The 16,003-nt window shown below is 36.6% G+C and carries 12 protein-coding genes; 6 read left to right on the top strand and 6 right to left on the bottom strand.

What is annotated here, in order from left to right; translation table 11 throughout:
- Window positions 1-129: 129 nt before the first annotated feature.
- On the top strand, window positions 130-420 hold the full coding sequence (locus tag ACXR6G_RS03450) for a hypothetical protein (protein ID WP_458360005.1): 291 nt from the start codon (window positions 130-132) through the stop codon (window positions 418-420).
- Between the two features lie 59 nt (window positions 421-479).
- On the opposite strand, the gene ACXR6G_RS03445 is transcribed toward ACXR6G_RS03450, so the two are convergent.
- The 3 genes from ACXR6G_RS03445 to lysS form a co-directional block, all read right to left on the bottom strand.
- Window positions 480-1,820 (bottom strand): glucose-6-phosphate isomerase, encoded by a 1,341-nt coding sequence (locus ACXR6G_RS03445; RefSeq protein WP_458360004.1) that lies wholly within the window; start codon window positions 1,818-1,820, stop codon window positions 480-482.
- Between the two features lie 93 nt (window positions 1,821-1,913).
- Window positions 1,914-2,909 carry an NAD(P)H-dependent glycerol-3-phosphate dehydrogenase gene (locus ACXR6G_RS03440; protein ID WP_458360003.1) on the bottom strand — a complete coding sequence of 332 codons (996 nt, stop codon included), beginning with the start codon at window positions 2,907-2,909 and terminating at the stop codon, window positions 1,914-1,916.
- 220 nt (window positions 2,910-3,129) lie between these two features.
- Window positions 3,130-4,851 carry a lysine--tRNA ligase gene (gene lysS / locus ACXR6G_RS03435; protein ID WP_458360002.1) on the bottom strand — a complete coding sequence of 574 codons (1,722 nt, stop codon included), beginning with the start codon at window positions 4,849-4,851 and terminating at the stop codon, window positions 3,130-3,132.
- A gap of 358 nt (window positions 4,852-5,209) precedes the next feature.
- Here lysS and lipA point away from each other — a divergent pair, with 358 nt between their 5' ends.
- The 3 genes from lipA to recJ are packed head-to-tail and all read left to right on the top strand — an operon-like array spanning window position 5,210 to window position 8,596.
- A complete protein-coding gene (gene lipA, locus ACXR6G_RS03430) occupies window positions 5,210-6,115 on the top strand; it encodes a lipoyl synthase (RefSeq protein ID WP_458360001.1) in 906 nt (301 codons plus the stop codon).
- 37 nt (window positions 6,116-6,152) lie between these two features.
- Window positions 6,153-6,860, top strand: coding sequence for a lipoyl(octanoyl) transferase LipB (gene lipB / locus ACXR6G_RS03425; RefSeq protein WP_458360000.1), 708 nt, complete (start codon window positions 6,153-6,155; stop codon window positions 6,858-6,860).
- A gap of 23 nt (window positions 6,861-6,883) precedes the next feature.
- Complete coding sequence (recJ, locus tag ACXR6G_RS03420; RefSeq protein ID WP_458359999.1) at window positions 6,884-8,596, top strand: single-stranded-DNA-specific exonuclease RecJ; 1,713 nt, start codon at window positions 6,884-6,886, stop codon at window positions 8,594-8,596.
- On the opposite strand, the gene ACXR6G_RS03415 is transcribed toward recJ, so the two are convergent.
- Window positions 8,593-9,201 carry an acyl carrier protein phosphodiesterase gene (locus ACXR6G_RS03415; protein ID WP_458359998.1) on the bottom strand — a complete coding sequence of 203 codons (609 nt, stop codon included), beginning with the start codon at window positions 9,199-9,201 and terminating at the stop codon, window positions 8,593-8,595. The genes recJ and ACXR6G_RS03415 overlap by 4 nt on opposite strands.
- 288 nt (window positions 9,202-9,489) lie before the next feature.
- On the opposite strand from ACXR6G_RS03415, the gene ACXR6G_RS03410 reads away from it, so the two are divergent.
- Entirely contained in the window at window positions 9,490-10,845 is a 1,356-nt protein-coding gene (locus ACXR6G_RS03410; RefSeq protein ID WP_458359997.1) for a cyclic 2,3-diphosphoglycerate synthase, read from the top strand.
- 86 nt (window positions 10,846-10,931) lie between these two features.
- Here ACXR6G_RS03410 and ACXR6G_RS03405 read toward each other — a convergent pair whose 3' ends face one another.
- Window positions 10,932-12,239: a uracil-xanthine permease family protein gene (locus ACXR6G_RS03405; protein WP_458359996.1), complete on the bottom strand. Its 1,308-nt coding sequence runs from the start codon at window positions 12,237-12,239 to the stop codon at window positions 10,932-10,934.
- A 241-nt stretch (window positions 12,240-12,480) separates the two neighbouring features.
- On the opposite strand from ACXR6G_RS03405, the gene ACXR6G_RS03400 reads away from it, so the two are divergent.
- Window positions 12,481-13,410 carry a bifunctional riboflavin kinase/FAD synthetase gene (locus ACXR6G_RS03400; RefSeq protein WP_458359995.1) on the top strand — a complete coding sequence of 310 codons (930 nt, stop codon included), beginning with the start codon at window positions 12,481-12,483 and terminating at the stop codon, window positions 13,408-13,410.
- 94 nt (window positions 13,411-13,504) lie between these two features.
- Here the strand turns inward: ACXR6G_RS03400 and ACXR6G_RS03395 are convergent, their stop codons facing one another.
- Window positions 13,505-15,994, bottom strand: a complete 2,490-nt coding sequence (locus tag ACXR6G_RS03395; RefSeq protein ID WP_458359994.1) for a sodium-translocating pyrophosphatase — start codon at window positions 15,992-15,994, stop codon at window positions 13,505-13,507.
- Between the last annotated feature and the right edge of the window lie 9 nt (window positions 15,995-16,003).

Raw genomic sequence — 16,003 nt, 5'->3', positions numbered from 1 at the left:
TTAAGGTGTGAATATTTATACTCTAATGTATATAACTAATATTGTTATGTTTTATTACATGGTTTTTAGTATGAATTGAAAAATCACACAAATTTTCAATTTTAATATCTATTGCTAACTTGCGTGTCTATGGAGATAAATTTATTGTGTGCAATGATAGCCACTTATTTGGTGAATGTTCCCTTTGGTTACATTCGTCAAGGTTTTAAGAAATATTCCGTAAAATGGTTTGTAGCCATTCATTTACCCATTCCTTTTGTCATTTTATTTAGACATTTTTTCGATGTGGGGTACGAAATTTATACCTACCCATTTATGCTGTTTGCTTTTTTTATGGGTCAGTTTTCTGGAAAGAAAATTCGTATGTATAGGATGAAAAAGAATGAAATTAAAGTGGTGAGTGAAACTCCAAATAAATAAAATAAAAAAAATGGCTACCTCTTTCGGGGTAGCCATTTTTTAATATTATGAGATAGATTTTATAATCTTTCCTTAATCTTCTTTGTTTCTGCTTCGAAACCTGGTTTTTCCAATAAGGCAAACATATTGCTTTTGTATGCCTCAACACCTGGTTGGTCGAATGGGTTTACATCAAGAATGTAACCGCTAACACCACAAGCAATTTCGAAGAAATATAGCAATTCGCCAATATAGAATTCGTTTAGCTCAGGAAGCTCAATTCTGATGTTTGGTACACCACCATCAACGTGTGCTAGTTGAGTTCCTAATTCAGCCATTTTATTCACCTCGTCAACTCTTTTCCCTGCAAGGAAATTAAGTTTGTCCAGGTTGTTTTTGTCTTTAGGAATAACAACTTTATATTTAGTTTTAGCAATAGAAAGAACCGTTTCGAAAATGTTACGCTGTCCTTCTTGAATGTACTGACCCATTGAGTGCAAATCGCTCGTTAAATCAACACTAGCTGGGAAAATACCCTTGTTTTCTTTTCCTTCACTTTCGCCATATAGTTGTTTCCACCATTCACCAATATTGTGAAGTTTTGGGTTGTAGTTCGCTAAAATCTCAATACCTTTTCCTTTAGAATAAAGAGCATTTCGAGTTGCAGCATAAAGTAGAGCAGGATTTTCTTCAAATTCTGTTGCTACAGTGAATTCCTGCATCGATTTAGCACCTTCAACTAATTTTGTGATATCGTGACCTGCTACTGCAATAGGAAGTAAACCTACTGGAGTAAGAACAGAAAAACGACCACCTACATTATCAGGAATAACAAAGGTTTTGTAGCCTTCTTGTTCAGCTAGAGTACGAAGAGCTCCTTTTGATTCGTCAGTAATAGCAACGATTCTTTCTTTTGCTTCTTCTTTACCTACACCTTCTTCAAGCAATTCTTTTAACAAACGGAATGCAAGAGCAGGTTCAGTCGTTGTACCCGATTTAGAGATCACACAAATTCCGAACTCGATGTTCTCAAGAATTTGCATTAGCTCATATAGGTAATCTTCGCTGATGTTTTGTCCAGCATAAATAACCAATGGATTTTCGTTGTCTGCCTGAAGCATATCAAAGTTGTTTGCTAAAGCATCGTTTACTGCTTTAGCGCCCAAATAAGATCCGCCAATACCAATCACAACAAGAACTTCGACGCGTTCTTTTAGGTTGTTAGCTGTTTCTTGAATATCCTTCAATTCAGCAGCTGTAATTTGTGATGGTAAGTTAACCCATCCCGTATATTCGTTGCCTTTACCTGTTCCTTCATGAAGGGCAGTTAAATGCTTTTTACTTTCTTCTTTGTACTGAAAGATTTCCTCTTTGCTTGTAAAGCTTAAGGTTTTGTCGATACTTAATTTAATGTGTTCCATTTTCTTGAAATTAAGTTTCTACACTTTCCTAAGTTTCATCCCCCTCAAAACTCCACAAGGAAAAGTAGATTTATAATAATTGATTTGATATTTTTATCTTAATTCTTCTGTCAATAAAGTTATCTCTATTGTAGGAGATATTTTATCATATAGAATATTGTAAACAGCCATAGTGATTGGCATGTGTACTTTATATTTTTCGTTTATTTCTTTGATACATTTTACGGCATAATACCCTTCAGCAATCATGTGCATTTCAAGTTGAGCCGTTTTAACTGAATAACCTTTCCCAATCATTGTTCCGAATGTTCTGTTACGGCTAAATTGTGAATAACAGGTTACCAAAAGGTCACCTAAGTAGGCTGAACTTTTAATATCTCGGGTGATAGGATGTACAGTATCTACAAAACGCTTAATCTCTTGAATGGCATTTGATATAAGAACCGATTGGAAATTATCGCCATAACGTAAGCCATGACAGATTCCTGCTGCAATGGCAAACACATTTTTAAGAACGGCTGCGTACTCAGTACCATAAATATCATCTGATGTGGTTGTCATGATATAGTCACATTCCAACTTTTCAGCTAAGAATTCAGCTTTTTTATTGTCCTGGCAAGAAATTGTTAGGTAGGATAAACGCTCCATAGCAACCTCCTCAGCATGACATGGCCCAGAGATAACACCAATACTTTCGGTTGGAACCTGATAAATATGATGGAAGAAATCTCCAATAATCATATTCTCATCAGGAACAATACCCTTAATGGCTGAAACGATAAATTTATCCTTAAGTTGAATCGTTAGCTTTGATAAGGCATTCTTTAAAAAAGCCGATGGAATGGCGAATATAATTAGGTCTGAATCTTCAACGATTTTATTGATGTCGTTGTAAAAACGAATTTTATCGATGTCAAAATCAACATCAGTAAGATATCGAGGATTGTGTCCCAATTTTTTGAATTGAGAACTCGTATCGATATTTCTCATATACCAGTTGAGTTCTACATCATTCTCCCTAAGGATTTTTGCAATGGCAGTGGCCCAACTACCTCCACCAATAATGGCTATTTTAGAAGATTCGTTCATGTAATAGGTTTTGGTTCTCAATAATGTCTTTCAGATGAGAATGACTCACCCTTAAGTGATTTCAAGGCCTTGGTGCTTAGCGACTCTATAATGATTATAGAATGACCTTGAAGAAATATGATCGCCCTTTTCTGAACGATTCCATTAATTGTATGATTAAAGCAGTGAAGCCTGAATTACATTCAAGCTTCAAAGTTTTAATCGTATGTTGAATGAAAAATTAAGCTAACCAACCAGCGACTTCGTCTTGGCTTGGGTTCGTTAATCCCATTTTATTTTTCTTGTTGATTCCACAAATCTCTTGGTGGAATTTAGTTGCTTTAATCTCTTTGATAGCAGCAACAGTAGTGTAACCTGCTTTACGGATAACCTCAACCCATTCCTTAGAAATACCTAAGTCAACGAATTTTTCGTCACCATCAACTACAGCCTTTTTCTCTGGTCGCATTTGTGGGAAGAATAAAACATCTTGAATAGAATGAGAATCTGTCATCAACATAGTTAATCGGTCGATACCGATTCCCATACCCGATGTAGGAGGCATACCGTATTCAAGTGCACGAACAAAATCCATATCGATAAACATCGCTTCGTCATCGCCATTAGCACCTAATTTATGTTGCTCTTGGAAACGATCTAGCTGATCGATAGGGTCGTTAAGCTCAGAATAAGCATTACATACTTCCTTACCATTAACCATTAGCTCGAAACGCTCAGTTAATTCTGGATTCTCGCGATGTTTTTTACACAATGGCGACATCTCAACTGGGTAGTCAGTAATGAAAGTTGGTTGAATGTAGTTACCTTCACATTTCTCACCAAAAATCTCATCAATCAATTTACCCTTACCAAAAGATTCATCTACTTCGATACCTATTTCAGTACAGAATGCGAGAAGTTCTTCCGTTGATTTTCCTGTAATATCAAATCCTGTAAAGTGTTTGATAGAATCAGTCATTGAAATACGCTTGTAAGGACGTTTGAAGTCAATTTCCTTATCGCCTAATCCAAGTTTAGTTTTACCGTGAAGGTCAAGAGCAACTTTCTCAATCATCTCTTCGGTAAAGTCCATCATCCAGTTGTAGTCTTTATAAGCTACATAAATTTCCATTACAGTAAATTCTGGATTATGAGTACGGTCCATTCCTTCGTTACGGAAGTCTTTAGCAAACTCGTAAACACCATCGAAACCACCAACGATCAAACGCTTAAGGTAAAGCTCATTTGCAATACGCATATACAAAGGAATATCCAATGCATTGTGATGTGTCTCGAATGGGCGAGCAGAAGCTCCACCAGGAATAGCTTGTAGAATTGGCGTCTCAACCTCAAGATAACCTCTGCTATTGAATAGCTCGCGCATTGAGTTGATAATTTGAGAACGCTTGATAAATGTATCTTTCACCTTTGGGTTAACAACCAAATCAACGTAACGCTGACGGTAACGTAACTCAGGATCAGTAAAAGCATCGTATATTTTTCCGTCTTTTTCCTTTACGATAGGAAGTGGACGTAATGATTTTGATAGCACAGTTATTTCAGAGGTGTGAACCGAAGTTTCGCCAACCTTTGTTTTAAATACATATCCCTTAATTCCAACAAAGTCACCAATATCCAAAAGCTTTTTGAATACTGTGTTGTAAAGAGTTTTATCCTCATCTGGACAAATGTCGTCGCGGCTAATATAAACCTGAATTCGACCATTTGCATCTTGAAGTTCCATAAAAGAAGCCTTACCCATAATACGGCGGCTCATGATTCTACCTGCAAGGACTACTTCCTGATAATTATTCGCCTCAGGATCGAAATTCTTAAGAATTTCGTCGCTATACACGTTTACCTTGTACTCGGCAGCAGGGAAGGGATCAATTCCTAAAGCCTGAAGTTCTTTCAGGGAATTTCTTCTAATAACTTCTTGCTCACTAAGTTCTAACGTATTCATCTCTAATCTAATAATGTTAATTTTGATGCAAAGATATAATAATATGCGCAAATTATTAAAAGCAACTGCTTTAGTTAAGAGGAAATCAGCGATTTATTTCTTATTATTGCCGAAAATTCGACAGTATTTAGAATCTTTAAAAATAAAGTTTTTTTATCTGTTGGAGGACAGCTGATATTTTTTTTGAATTTCAGCCTATGTTTAGGCTCAAAAATATAAATTTGCATTTAATCTGTAATTCTAACTAAGTTGTTGGAATTGAGTTTTGAAACTATTAATGAATGGGTTTAGTATAAGATTCTTTGATAGAAAAATTAATAGAAATTGTTCTTAACAGATCAATGATTCGTTCACTTAATTGAATGAAGTAAATATTGAAAAAATGAAGATGAAGAGAAAACCAGATTGGTTGAAAATACAATTGCCTAAGGGCGATGATTACTCATATGTGAATGGCATTGTTCGCGATCATGGTTTGCATACAATTTGTTCTAGCGGAAAATGTCCAAATGTTGGAGAATGTTGGGCTAATGGTACAGCAACTTTTATGATTTTAGGAGATATCTGTACGAGAGCTTGTAAGTTCTGTAATGTAAAAACAGGAAAGCCACTTGAAGCTGATTGGAAAGAACCACGTCGTTTAGCCAAGTCAATCAAGTTGATGAAGCTAAAGCATGCTGTTATTACTTCTGTTGATCGTGATGATCTTGAGGATGGTGGGTCAGGTATCTGGGCTGAGACAATTAAAGCTATCAGAAAGGATAATCCGACTACGACTCTAGAAGTTTTAATTCCAGATTTCAACGGCAAACAGGAAGATATTCAACGAGTAATCGATGAAAAACCTGAGGTGATTTCTCACAACATGGAAACAGTTCGTCGATTGAGTCCTGAGGTTCGTAGTCGTGCTAAGTACGATTTGAGCCTGCAGGTTTTAAAGCAAATTTCTGATGCAGGAATTGTTTCTAAATCAGGTATCATGCTTGGTTTGGGCGAGACTGAAGAAGAAATCTACCAAGTAATGGATGATTTATTGGCTGTAGGCGTTAAGGTAATGACCATCGGGCAATATTTACAACCATCGCGTCAGCACTTAGCTGTTGAAGAGTATGTAACGCCTGAAACCTTTAAGAAATATGAAACTGTAGGTTTAGAAAAAGGATTTACATTCTGCGAGAGTACACCTCTAGTAAGATCATCATACCATGCAGAGCGTCATGTAAAAGCTTTAGATCTTAAAGATTTGGTTAGAAATAAAGCTTAGTTTTTAGATTGATTCAAACACAAAAACTTTTTTTGAGATGAGTAAAGCAACCGTATTTCGTGATCTGTCATCAATAGATTACAAAGAAGCTTGGGATTATCAGGAGGAATTATTCGATGAGGTTTTAAAATCGAAGCAAGCAAATTCTGATTTGCCTGCTGAGGAAAAGAAACTTAGCAATAATTATCTTTTATTCTGTGAGCATCCTCATGTTTATACCATAGGAAAGAGTGGTAAAGAGCAGAATATGTTGCTTGATATGATTCAATTGCAAGCGAAGAATGCTACTTTTCATAAGATTAATAGAGGTGGTGATATTACTTATCACGGACCAGGTCAAATAGTCGCTTATCCTATCCTTAATTTGGAGACTTACGATATGGGAATCAAAAACTATATCGATAATCTTGAACAAGCTGTAATCAATTGCATTGCTGATTATGGAATAGAAGGTCACCGACTTGAAGGGGCAACTGGTGTTTGGTTAGATATTGATAAACCAACTGTTCGAAAGATCTGTGCCATAGGTGTTCGCATTAGCCGATGGGTAAGTATGCACGGTTTGGCTTTTAATGTAAACACTGATTTAGACTATTTTGGATATATAAATCCATGCGGTTTTCAGGACAAAGGAGTCACATCTTTAAAAAAAGAACTAGGTAAAGAGCTTGATATCGAGGATGTAAAACATAACTTGAAAAATCATATCGCTATCTTGTTTGATATGACGTTTAAAAATGAGTAATTTCCCGATCTAAAGATCAAACTATGGATAAAAGATGGGTAATCAATGAGCCGGGAGATGAGGAAACGATTGTATCGCTTTCGAAGTCACTAGGGGTCGATGAAGTTGTTGCAAATTTGCTTGTACAAAGAGGAATCCAAACTTTTGACGCAGCAAAAGCATTTTTTCGACCAAGTCTCGACGATTTGCATGATCCATTTTTAATGAAAGATATGGATAAGGCTGTGACCAGATTAATCGCAGCCTTAAACAATCAAGAACGTATCATGATTTATGGCGACTATGATGTTGATGGAACAACATCGGTTGCTTTGGCTTATACTTTCCTAAAAAAACATTTCGATTATATCGATTATTATATTCCCGATAGATATTCTGAAGGCTATGGTATTTCTTTAAAAGGAATCGATTTTGCAGCAGAAAGCAAAGTAACTTTGGTTATAGCATTGGACTGTGGTATTAAAGCCATGGAGAAAATTGCTTACGCCAAAGAAAAGGGTATTGATTTCATCATTTGCGATCATCATACCCCTGATGAGGTTCTGCCTCAGGCAGCAGCTGTTTTAGATCCTAAACGTGAAGACTGTAATTACCCATGCGATTGTCTTTCGGGCTGTGGTGTTGGTTTTAAACTAATGCAAGGCTTGAGTCAACAACTTAATTGGCCTTTTGAGAATCTAATTCCTTTGCTTGATTTGGTTGCTGTAAGTGTGGCATCGGATATAGTTCCTATTGAAGATGAGAATCGAGTTTTAGCACATTTCGGTCTGATTCAATTGAATAAATACCCTCGATTAGGTCTTAAAACCATCATGAATTTATCTGGGGTTAATAAGGATTTATCGGTCAATGATATTGTTTTTAAAGTAGGTCCCAGAATAAATGCTGCTGGTCGAATTCAATCGGGGCGTCATGCGGTTCAATTATTAATTGTTGAGGAAGAAGATGCTGCAGTATTAATTGGTGATAGTATAAATACGATGAATGAAAATCGTAAGGAGCTAGATCACAGTATTACAGAACAGGCTTTAGAGCGATTAAATAAAGCCGAGAAAACAGAATCTAAGAAGAGTACTGTTCTTTTTGATAGAAATTGGCATAAAGGCGTTATAGGGATTGTTGCTTCACGAATGATTGAATCCTATTACCGTCCAACGGTTATTCTTACAGAATCGAATGGTATGGCTACAGGATCTGCTCGATCTGTTGATGGATTTGATTTGTATCAGGCCGTATCGGCATGTAGTGATCTTCTGGAAAATTTTGGTGGACATAAATATGCTGCTGGGCTCACAATGAAGCTTGCAAACGTTGGCGAATTTACACAACGATTTGAAGAGTACGTTCAAAACAATATCTCAGATGATATGTTGGTGCCTCAAATTAAAATTGATGCTAAAATCAACCTTGCAGATATTACCCCTAAGTTTTACCGTCTGTTAAAACAATTCGAGCCTTTTGGGCCTAAGAATATGACGCCTGTTTTTATTAGCGAAGATGTGGTTGACTATGGTTATTCACGTCAGGTAGGTAAAAATAAGGAACATCTAAAACTATCCGTAGTAGATGATATTCGCGATGCCAATGTGAAAAGTGGAATTGCGTTCCAAATGGGGAAAATGTATCCTAAAATAGCAAAGGGTACACCTTTTAATATTTGTTATTCTTTGCAGGAAAATGAATATATGGGTAAGGTTGAAACTCAAATGATGGTTCGTGACTTGAAATTATCCTAAGGTTTATTAACCAGATATTTTATTTCAATTTCCTTTTCGTTTACGATATAAGCAATAATGTCTTTCATAAAAGAATGGAATTCGCTTTCAAGAGCATCGTAATTCTCCAATAGAACATTTATGGCTAAGTTTGTCTTATCTGGCAGACTAGTATGTCGTACCATGATATTTAGAGCCGTTTTAAGGCCTTGTACCTCGGCGTAAGTTTCTAATCTTCTACTCTGAATAAGAAAGGGTAGGAAGAGCTTTACTCTATTGGGAAGAATCAGGTAGTTCTTCACCAGAACCTCATGACAGTGAGTAACGAATTTGTCAAGACTGACTTGGTGATATTGCTCCCAGTTTTTCGCTAGAAAATGATCGTATACGACATCGGTAACGACACCTGAATATTTCCTGTATCCCTCTCTAAAATATCGCCCACTTTGGCTAACTAGCGGATGTGTGTCTGTATAAAAATCAATGGACCGATGCAGAAGGATGCCTTTCTGAATTTCAGCTCTGTAGTTTTCATGTTTCCTTCCTTTCACAAAATCAGCCATAAAGTTGCCAACCATTATTTTTTCAGATTCGCCAGAAAGGAAGAGATGTGCTAAGAAATTCATGTAACTGTTTTTTTAATATCTTATGAAGATAAGCTTTCGGATGTAATTTTGATAGATCTTCAGCTCATTAATTGCTTGTGATTACTGTATAATTCAAGAAGATATAAAATATCGAATTCTGAATTAAAAGTCAAGTTTTGCATCAATGTTAAGCAACAGTCTTTAAATGAGAATCTTAAATTTCGTCTTTTTCATTTAAAAGTTTAAATTTAAGGGGATGGAACATATTGTTCTGTTTAAGCTTAATAAAAATAATGAGTATTAACTTTTAAAACATGGAGGTTTAACATGGCAATCAAAAAGGTAATTATCATTGGTGCTGCAGGTCGTGATTTTCACAATTTCAACACCTATTTCAGAAACAATCAGGATTATAAGGTTATCGCTTTTACAGCGGCTCAAATTCCCGATATTGATGGGCGTAAGTATCCTGCAGAATTAGCGGGTGGGCTTTATCCGGAAGGTATTCCAATTTATGCCGAAGAGGAGTTGACTCAACTGATTAAAGTGCACGAAATTGATGATTGTGTCTTCTCTTATTCTGATGTATCATATCAGAAGGTGATGAATATGAGTGCTATTGTTAATGCAGCTGGAGCTAATTTTAAATTATTAGGCCCTGGTGATACTATGATTAGAAGTCATAAGCCTGTTATTGCTGTTGTGGCAACTCGAACGGGTTGTGGTAAATCACAAACTTCTCGTAAGGTTATCGAAGAATTGATGGCTAAAGGATTAAGAGTTATTGCCATTCGTCATCCTATGCCTTACGGCGACTTGGTTGCTCAAAAAGTACAGCGATTTGCTACTGTTGAGGATTTAAAGAAGCATAAATGTACGATTGAGGAAATGGAAGAATATGAACCACACGTAAGTCGTGGAAATATTATATATGCAGGAGTTGACTATGAAGCTATTGTTCGCGCTGCTGAAAATGATCCATCTGGTTGTGATGTGATTATTTGGGATGGTGGAAATAATGACTTCTCGTTCTATAAGCCTGACTTGACTATTACGGTAGCCGATCCACACCGACCAGGAGCTGAATTATCTTACTATCCAGGTGAAGTTAATTTACGAATGGCAGATGTTGTTGTCATCAACAAGATGGATTCTGCATCGCCAGAAGGTATTCAAATGGTAAGAGAGAACATAGCTAAGGTTAATGATAAAGCTATTGTGGTAGATGGAGCTTCTCCTATTTTGGTTGATAATCCAGAGATAATAAAGGGTAAACGTGTCCTTATTGTTGAAGATGGACCAACTTTAACTCATGGTGAAATGAAGATTGGTGCTGGAACTGTAGCCGCTCGTAAATTTGGAGCTTCTGAGGAAATCGATGCCCGTCCATATCTAGTGGGTAAGCTTAAGGAGACTTTCGATATTTATCCAAATATTGGTAGTATTCTTCCAGCTATGGGGTATTCAGAGCAACAGTTGAAAGATTTAGAAGCTACAATTAATGGCTGCGATTGTGATTCTGTAATTATAGGAACGCCAATCGATCTGAATCGAATCATCAATATTACGAAGCCAAACACTCGTGTTTATTACGATTTGGAAGAGATTGGTTATCCAAAACTTTCTCACATCATCAATAAGTTTGTGAAAGAACAGGAATTGACTGGTGAGGCGGTTAACTAGATTTGATTTCCTCTTGGATATATAACAAAGAAGGGAGTGCTTGTGCACTCCCTTTCTTTATGTAATTCGTTAGGTCTAGTCTAATATTACTTGACTTCACTACCTTTTATAGCTCTTGATTTATCTGGTAAAATCAGGTTCAGAATAACACCAACTACAGAAGCTAAACCAATTCCTGCCAGTGAGAAATTATCATATGAAATTTGAGCACCACCAATACCAACTGTTAAGATTATTGAGATAATAACTTGATTCCTTGTCTTGCCAAAATCAGCTTTAGCATCAATAAGGGTTTTGATACCAATACTGGCAATCATACCGAAAAGAAGAAGCATGATACCACCTAAAACGGCTTGTGGAATAGTTTTTAGGAAAGCACTTACTTTTCCGATAACTGAGAAGCAAATAGCGGTAATGGCAGCTATTCTCAAGATAGCTGGATTCGTAATTTTAGTTAAGGCTATAGCACCTGTAACCTCTGAGTATGTTGTGTTTGGTGGTCCACCGAAGAAACCTGCAAAAGCAGTCGCAACACCATCACCTAAAATAGTACGGTGTAAACCTGGTTTCTTAACAAATTCTTTATTGGCAACCCCACCAATTGCATACATATCGCCAACATGCTCAATAACCGGAGCAACAGCAACGGGTAGCATGTATAGAATAGCTCCCCAAGAAAATTCAGGTCTTACAAATTCAGGTAAAGCAAACCATGCTGCTTCTTGAATAGGTGCGAAATCAACAGCACCCAATGCGATTGAAAGAAAGTAACCCACAATAATTCCGCAGAAAATAGGAATTAGTTTCATTATTCCTTTTGCATACACAACAATTAAAACTGCAGTAAGCAGAACCACTGAAGCGATTGTCCAATTGGTTTTAGCCATATTTACAGCTACTGGAGCAAGTGAAAGTCCAATAATCATGATAACGGGTCCAACTACAACAGCTGGGAAAACTTTCTCGATTACTCGAAGTCCCCAAACTTTGATTATACCTGACACAATTCCGTAAACAACACCTACAGCAATAAGTCCAGAAAGAGTTCCGGCATATCCGTAAAGCTCAGTTGCTGCAACAATAGGAGCAATAAAGGCAAAACTACTGCCTAAAAAAACAGGAACCATACCCTTTGTTATCAAATGAAAGATAAGGGTGCCGACTCCTGCTGTGAATAGTGCTACTGCCGGATCAATACCGACTAAAAGAGGAACAAGAACTGTTGCTCCAAAAGCAACAAATAAAAATTGTACCCCTAATACGATTTTCTTTGCGGGACTTTGGTAGCCCGCATCTGAATTTCCTGATGAGATCATTAAAATGGTTTTAATTTTTAAACAAACTGGGCAAAGATAGTCAGGAAGTGATGATTCCCAAATATAAAATTCTCTCAAGATTAAAGTTTTATCCCGCAATGCTTTGCGTAAGGAGAGGAATCGGTTTATATAAAATGATCTATTTTGAACTTTTATGAAATTCTTATGATTATCGAGTCTTTTCTTCTTGCCTTGTTAATCACATGAAGAGGTCTAAACTTCTATAATTTTTTCTACTTTTGTTATTCGAAATTCCTAGACGAGTAAAATCTTAAATTTGTACCCAATATAAATTGGGACTTTAATTTTTAATTAACTGATGAAGGTTCATACTGACTTAAATAATTTTTCTGCCTTAAATCCTGTTGTCACCATTGGTACATTCGATGGGGTACATCTTGGACACAAAAAGGTGATTAAACGTCTTCAGGAATTGGCTAAAGATGTTAATGGCGAAACAGTCATATTTACATTCTACCCACATCCTCGCTTGGTTCTGAAAACCAATCAGGATGAATTGCGATTGATTAATACCTTAGAGGAGAAGAAAGTTTTATTGGAAGCTGCTGGTGTTGATCATATGGTTATATATCCTTTTACAATAGAGTTTTCCAAGCTTTCCTATACCGATTTTGTAGAGAAAATTTTAGTTGGTCAGATTGGTATGAAATCTTTGGTGGTCGGTTACGATCATAAATTTGGACACAAACGCAAGGGAACATACGAAGACCTAAAAGTTTATGCTGACAAACTCAATTTCAATATCGAGCAATTGGAAGTCTTAAATGTTGATACCATAGATATCAGTTCTACTAAAATAAGACAAGCATTAGCCGAAGGAGATATTCAAACAACAAATAAATATTTGGGGCATCGTTATTTTATCAAAGGCATTGTTGTCGATGGCAAAAAGTTAGGGCATGAAATAGGATTCCCAACGGCGAATATCGACCCTCAAGAGAGTTATAAGTTGGTGCCTAAAGATGGTGTTTACGCTGTGAAAGTTGAGATTGACGAGGTGATGTATACGGGTATGTTGAATATTGGTTTCCGACCTACCGTTAATCATCAAATGGATAATCGTTCTATTGAAGTGAATATTTTTGACTTTGACCAGAACATCTATTACAAGAATATCAGTATCCATTTTTATAAGCGTATCCGAAATGAACAAATGTTTAAAGGGATAGATGCCTTGAAAGAACAGCTTGTAAAAGATAAAGAAACGGTATTGGCGTTTTTTAAATAGAAATATATCAGAGTATACAATATAAAAGCCGCTAGATTGTTAGAATCTAGCGGCTTTCGTTTTAAATGTTGAATTCAGATAATTACTCTATGCTTTAAAGTGCATGACTCGTTTCTAATTTTTCAGATGTCTTTTTTTTAGTGTTATTCGTCGTTTCAGCTTCAGTTTGAATTCTCATACCGTAGAATGAGCGGTATACAAAGAACAAACCAATTGCTAAGAAAACAACACCGATGTAAGGAGCTATATTAGTCGTTCCAGTTTTGTCAGCTTCAACAATAAGTTCAATTGCAATCTCTGAAGCCAACAAACCAAATAGAGTTGAAAACTTGATTACAGGATTTAGGGCTACTGATGAGGTGTCTTTATACGGATCACCAACAGTATCACCGATGATTGTAGCATCGTGAAGTGGGGTATTCTTCTCTTTTAAATCAACCTCAACTACTTTCTTAGCATTATCCCATGCACCACCAGCATTGGCCATATACATAGCTTGGAATAAACCGAAGATTGCAATGGAAATCAGATATGAAACAAAGAAATTAGGGCTAAAGAATGCAAAAGCCAAAGTCAAACTTAAGATGACAGCGAAGATATTCCACATACCTGTTTGGGCATATTGAGTACAAATCTTCACAACATTTTTAGAGTCTTCTATGTCTGCTTCCGATTTGGTAAGGTCGATATTCTTCTTAATATATTCTACTGCTCTATAAGCACCTGTAGTTACAGCTTGCATAGATGCACCCGAGAACCAAAAGATAACAGCTCCACCAGTAATTAATCCAAGAATTACAGAAGGATCGGTTAATTCAATTTGCAATAAAGATTCACCGTTAGAAAGAATCGTTTTTTTAAGTAAAAGAATAATCGCAAAAATCATGGTTGTGGCACCAATAACAGCAGTTCCAATTAATACAGGCTTAGCTGTTGCTTTAAAGGTATTACCCGCTGAATCATTCTCTTCCAGATTATGCTTTCCAGTTATAAAATTAGGTTCAAAACCAAAATCCTTTTTGATCTCTTCCTTGATATTAGGGATTTTTTGAATTTGAGATAATTCAAAAACAGATTGAGCGTTATCGGTTACTGGGCCGTAACTGTCAACAGCAATAGTGACTGGTCCCATTCCTAAGAATCCAAAAGCCACCAAACCAAAGGCAAAAATACCTGGATATTCACCAAACAGAGTTAAATCCTGAACGATATAAAAAGCTGAAGCCATAAGTGCCATCATAACCATTCCTTTCCAGAATGCACTAAAATTTCCTGCAACCATACCCGATAGGATCGTTAATGAGGCGCCTCCTTCACGAGAAGCAATAACAACTTCTTGTACGTGACGAGATTTAGAGCTAGTAAATGCTTTAGTAAGTTCAGGGATAACTGCAGCAGCCAGTGTTCCACAAGAGATGATACTTGATAATTTCCACCATAGGCCTTCAGGTAGGTCGTTGATTAAAACATAGCTTAATGCATAAGTAACGACTATGGAAATAATTGATGTAATCCAAACTAATGAAGTTAAAGGAGATTCGAAATCAAAATGTTCTTCTTTTGCAAAGCGTATTTTTGCAATGACTTGATTAATCAGATAGGAGATAACTGAAGTGAAAATCATTAAGACACGCATGGCAAAAATCCAAACGATTAGGGTTGATGCAAACTCCACATTAGGAAGTATTCCTGTTTCACCAAACATTAGGATAATGAAAGTGATAAGAGCAACACCTGTTACACCATAAGTCTCAAAACCATCAGCGGTAGGACCAACACTATCTCCAGCATTGTCACCCGTACAGTCAGCAATAACACCTGGGTTACGTGGATCATCTTCATCAATTTTGAAAACAATTTTCATCAAGTCAGCTCCAATGTCAGCAATCTTAGTAAAGATACCTCCTGCAATTCTCAAGGCAGCTGCCCCTAAAGATTCCCCAATTGCGAAACCAATAAAACAAGCTCCAGCACTCTCGCCAGGAATAAAAAGAAGGATGGCAATCATCATAATCAGCTCAACGCAGATTAAAAGAAGACCTACACTCATTCCTGCTTGTAAAGGAATAGACATGACATCGAAAGGTAGTTTTTTAAGGGCTGCAAATGAAGTCCTACTATTCGCATAAGTGTTAATACGAATACCAAACCAAGCTACACCATAGGATCCTAAAATACCCAGTACAGTCCAAAGTAGAATGAGCATTGTTTTAGGAACTGACATGTGTGCCAAGGCGAGGAAGTAATATGAAATGGCAACGCCAATAATGGCAAACAAGATAATTAGGAACTTACCTTGTTGTAATAAATAAGTCTTACAAGTTTCGTAAATAATGTTTGAAACCTTTGCCATGGAATGGTGCACAGGTAGTTTTTTAATTTTATTGAATTGTACCATTCCGAATAAAAGGCCCAAGACAATAACGACAATACCATAAAGAAGTAAGTCCCATCCATTAACTCCGCCAAGTCCGTTGAAGACAGATTGCCTTAAATTTGGTACGACCAGATCTGCTTCGCTGGCAAAACTGTTGATTGGAGCCAGAAGGAGGGCCAATACAGGTAGTAATAATACTTTTTTCATAGGGTTTCA

The sequence above is a fragment of the Ancylomarina sp. YFZ004 genome (assembly GCF_054254355.1).
This window is presented reverse-complemented; position numbering and strand designations above follow the sequence as displayed.

Excerpts from the sequence above, each read along its gene's own strand:
- ACXR6G_RS03415 (WP_458359998.1), bottom strand. The coding sequence starts at position 9,201 with ATGAATTTCTTAGCACATCTCTTCCTTTCTGGCGAATCTGAAAAAATA.
- lysS (WP_458360002.1), bottom strand. The coding sequence starts at position 4,851 with ATGAATACGTTAGAACTTAGTGAGCAAGAAGTTATTAGAAGAAATTCC.
- ACXR6G_RS03445 (WP_458360004.1), bottom strand. The coding sequence starts at position 1,820 with ATGGAACACATTAAATTAAGTATCGACAAAACCTTAAGCTTTACAAGC.
- recJ (WP_458359999.1), top strand. The coding sequence starts at position 6,884 with ATGGATAAAAGATGGGTAATCAATGAGCCGGGAGATGAGGAAACGATT.
- ACXR6G_RS03450 (WP_458360005.1), top strand. The coding sequence starts at position 130 with ATGGAGATAAATTTATTGTGTGCAATGATAGCCACTTATTTGGTGAAT.
- ACXR6G_RS03400 (WP_458359995.1), top strand. The coding sequence starts at position 12,481 with ATGAAGGTTCATACTGACTTAAATAATTTTTCTGCCTTAAATCCTGTT.
- ACXR6G_RS03410 (WP_458359997.1), top strand. The coding sequence starts at position 9,490 with ATGGCAATCAAAAAGGTAATTATCATTGGTGCTGCAGGTCGTGATTTT.
- lipB (WP_458360000.1), top strand. The coding sequence starts at position 6,153 with ATGAGTAAAGCAACCGTATTTCGTGATCTGTCATCAATAGATTACAAA.
- ACXR6G_RS03440 (WP_458360003.1), bottom strand. The coding sequence starts at position 2,909 with ATGAACGAATCTTCTAAAATAGCCATTATTGGTGGAGGTAGTTGGGCC.
- ACXR6G_RS03395 (WP_458359994.1), bottom strand. The coding sequence starts at position 15,994 with ATGAAAAAAGTATTATTACTACCTGTATTGGCCCTCCTTCTGGCTCCA.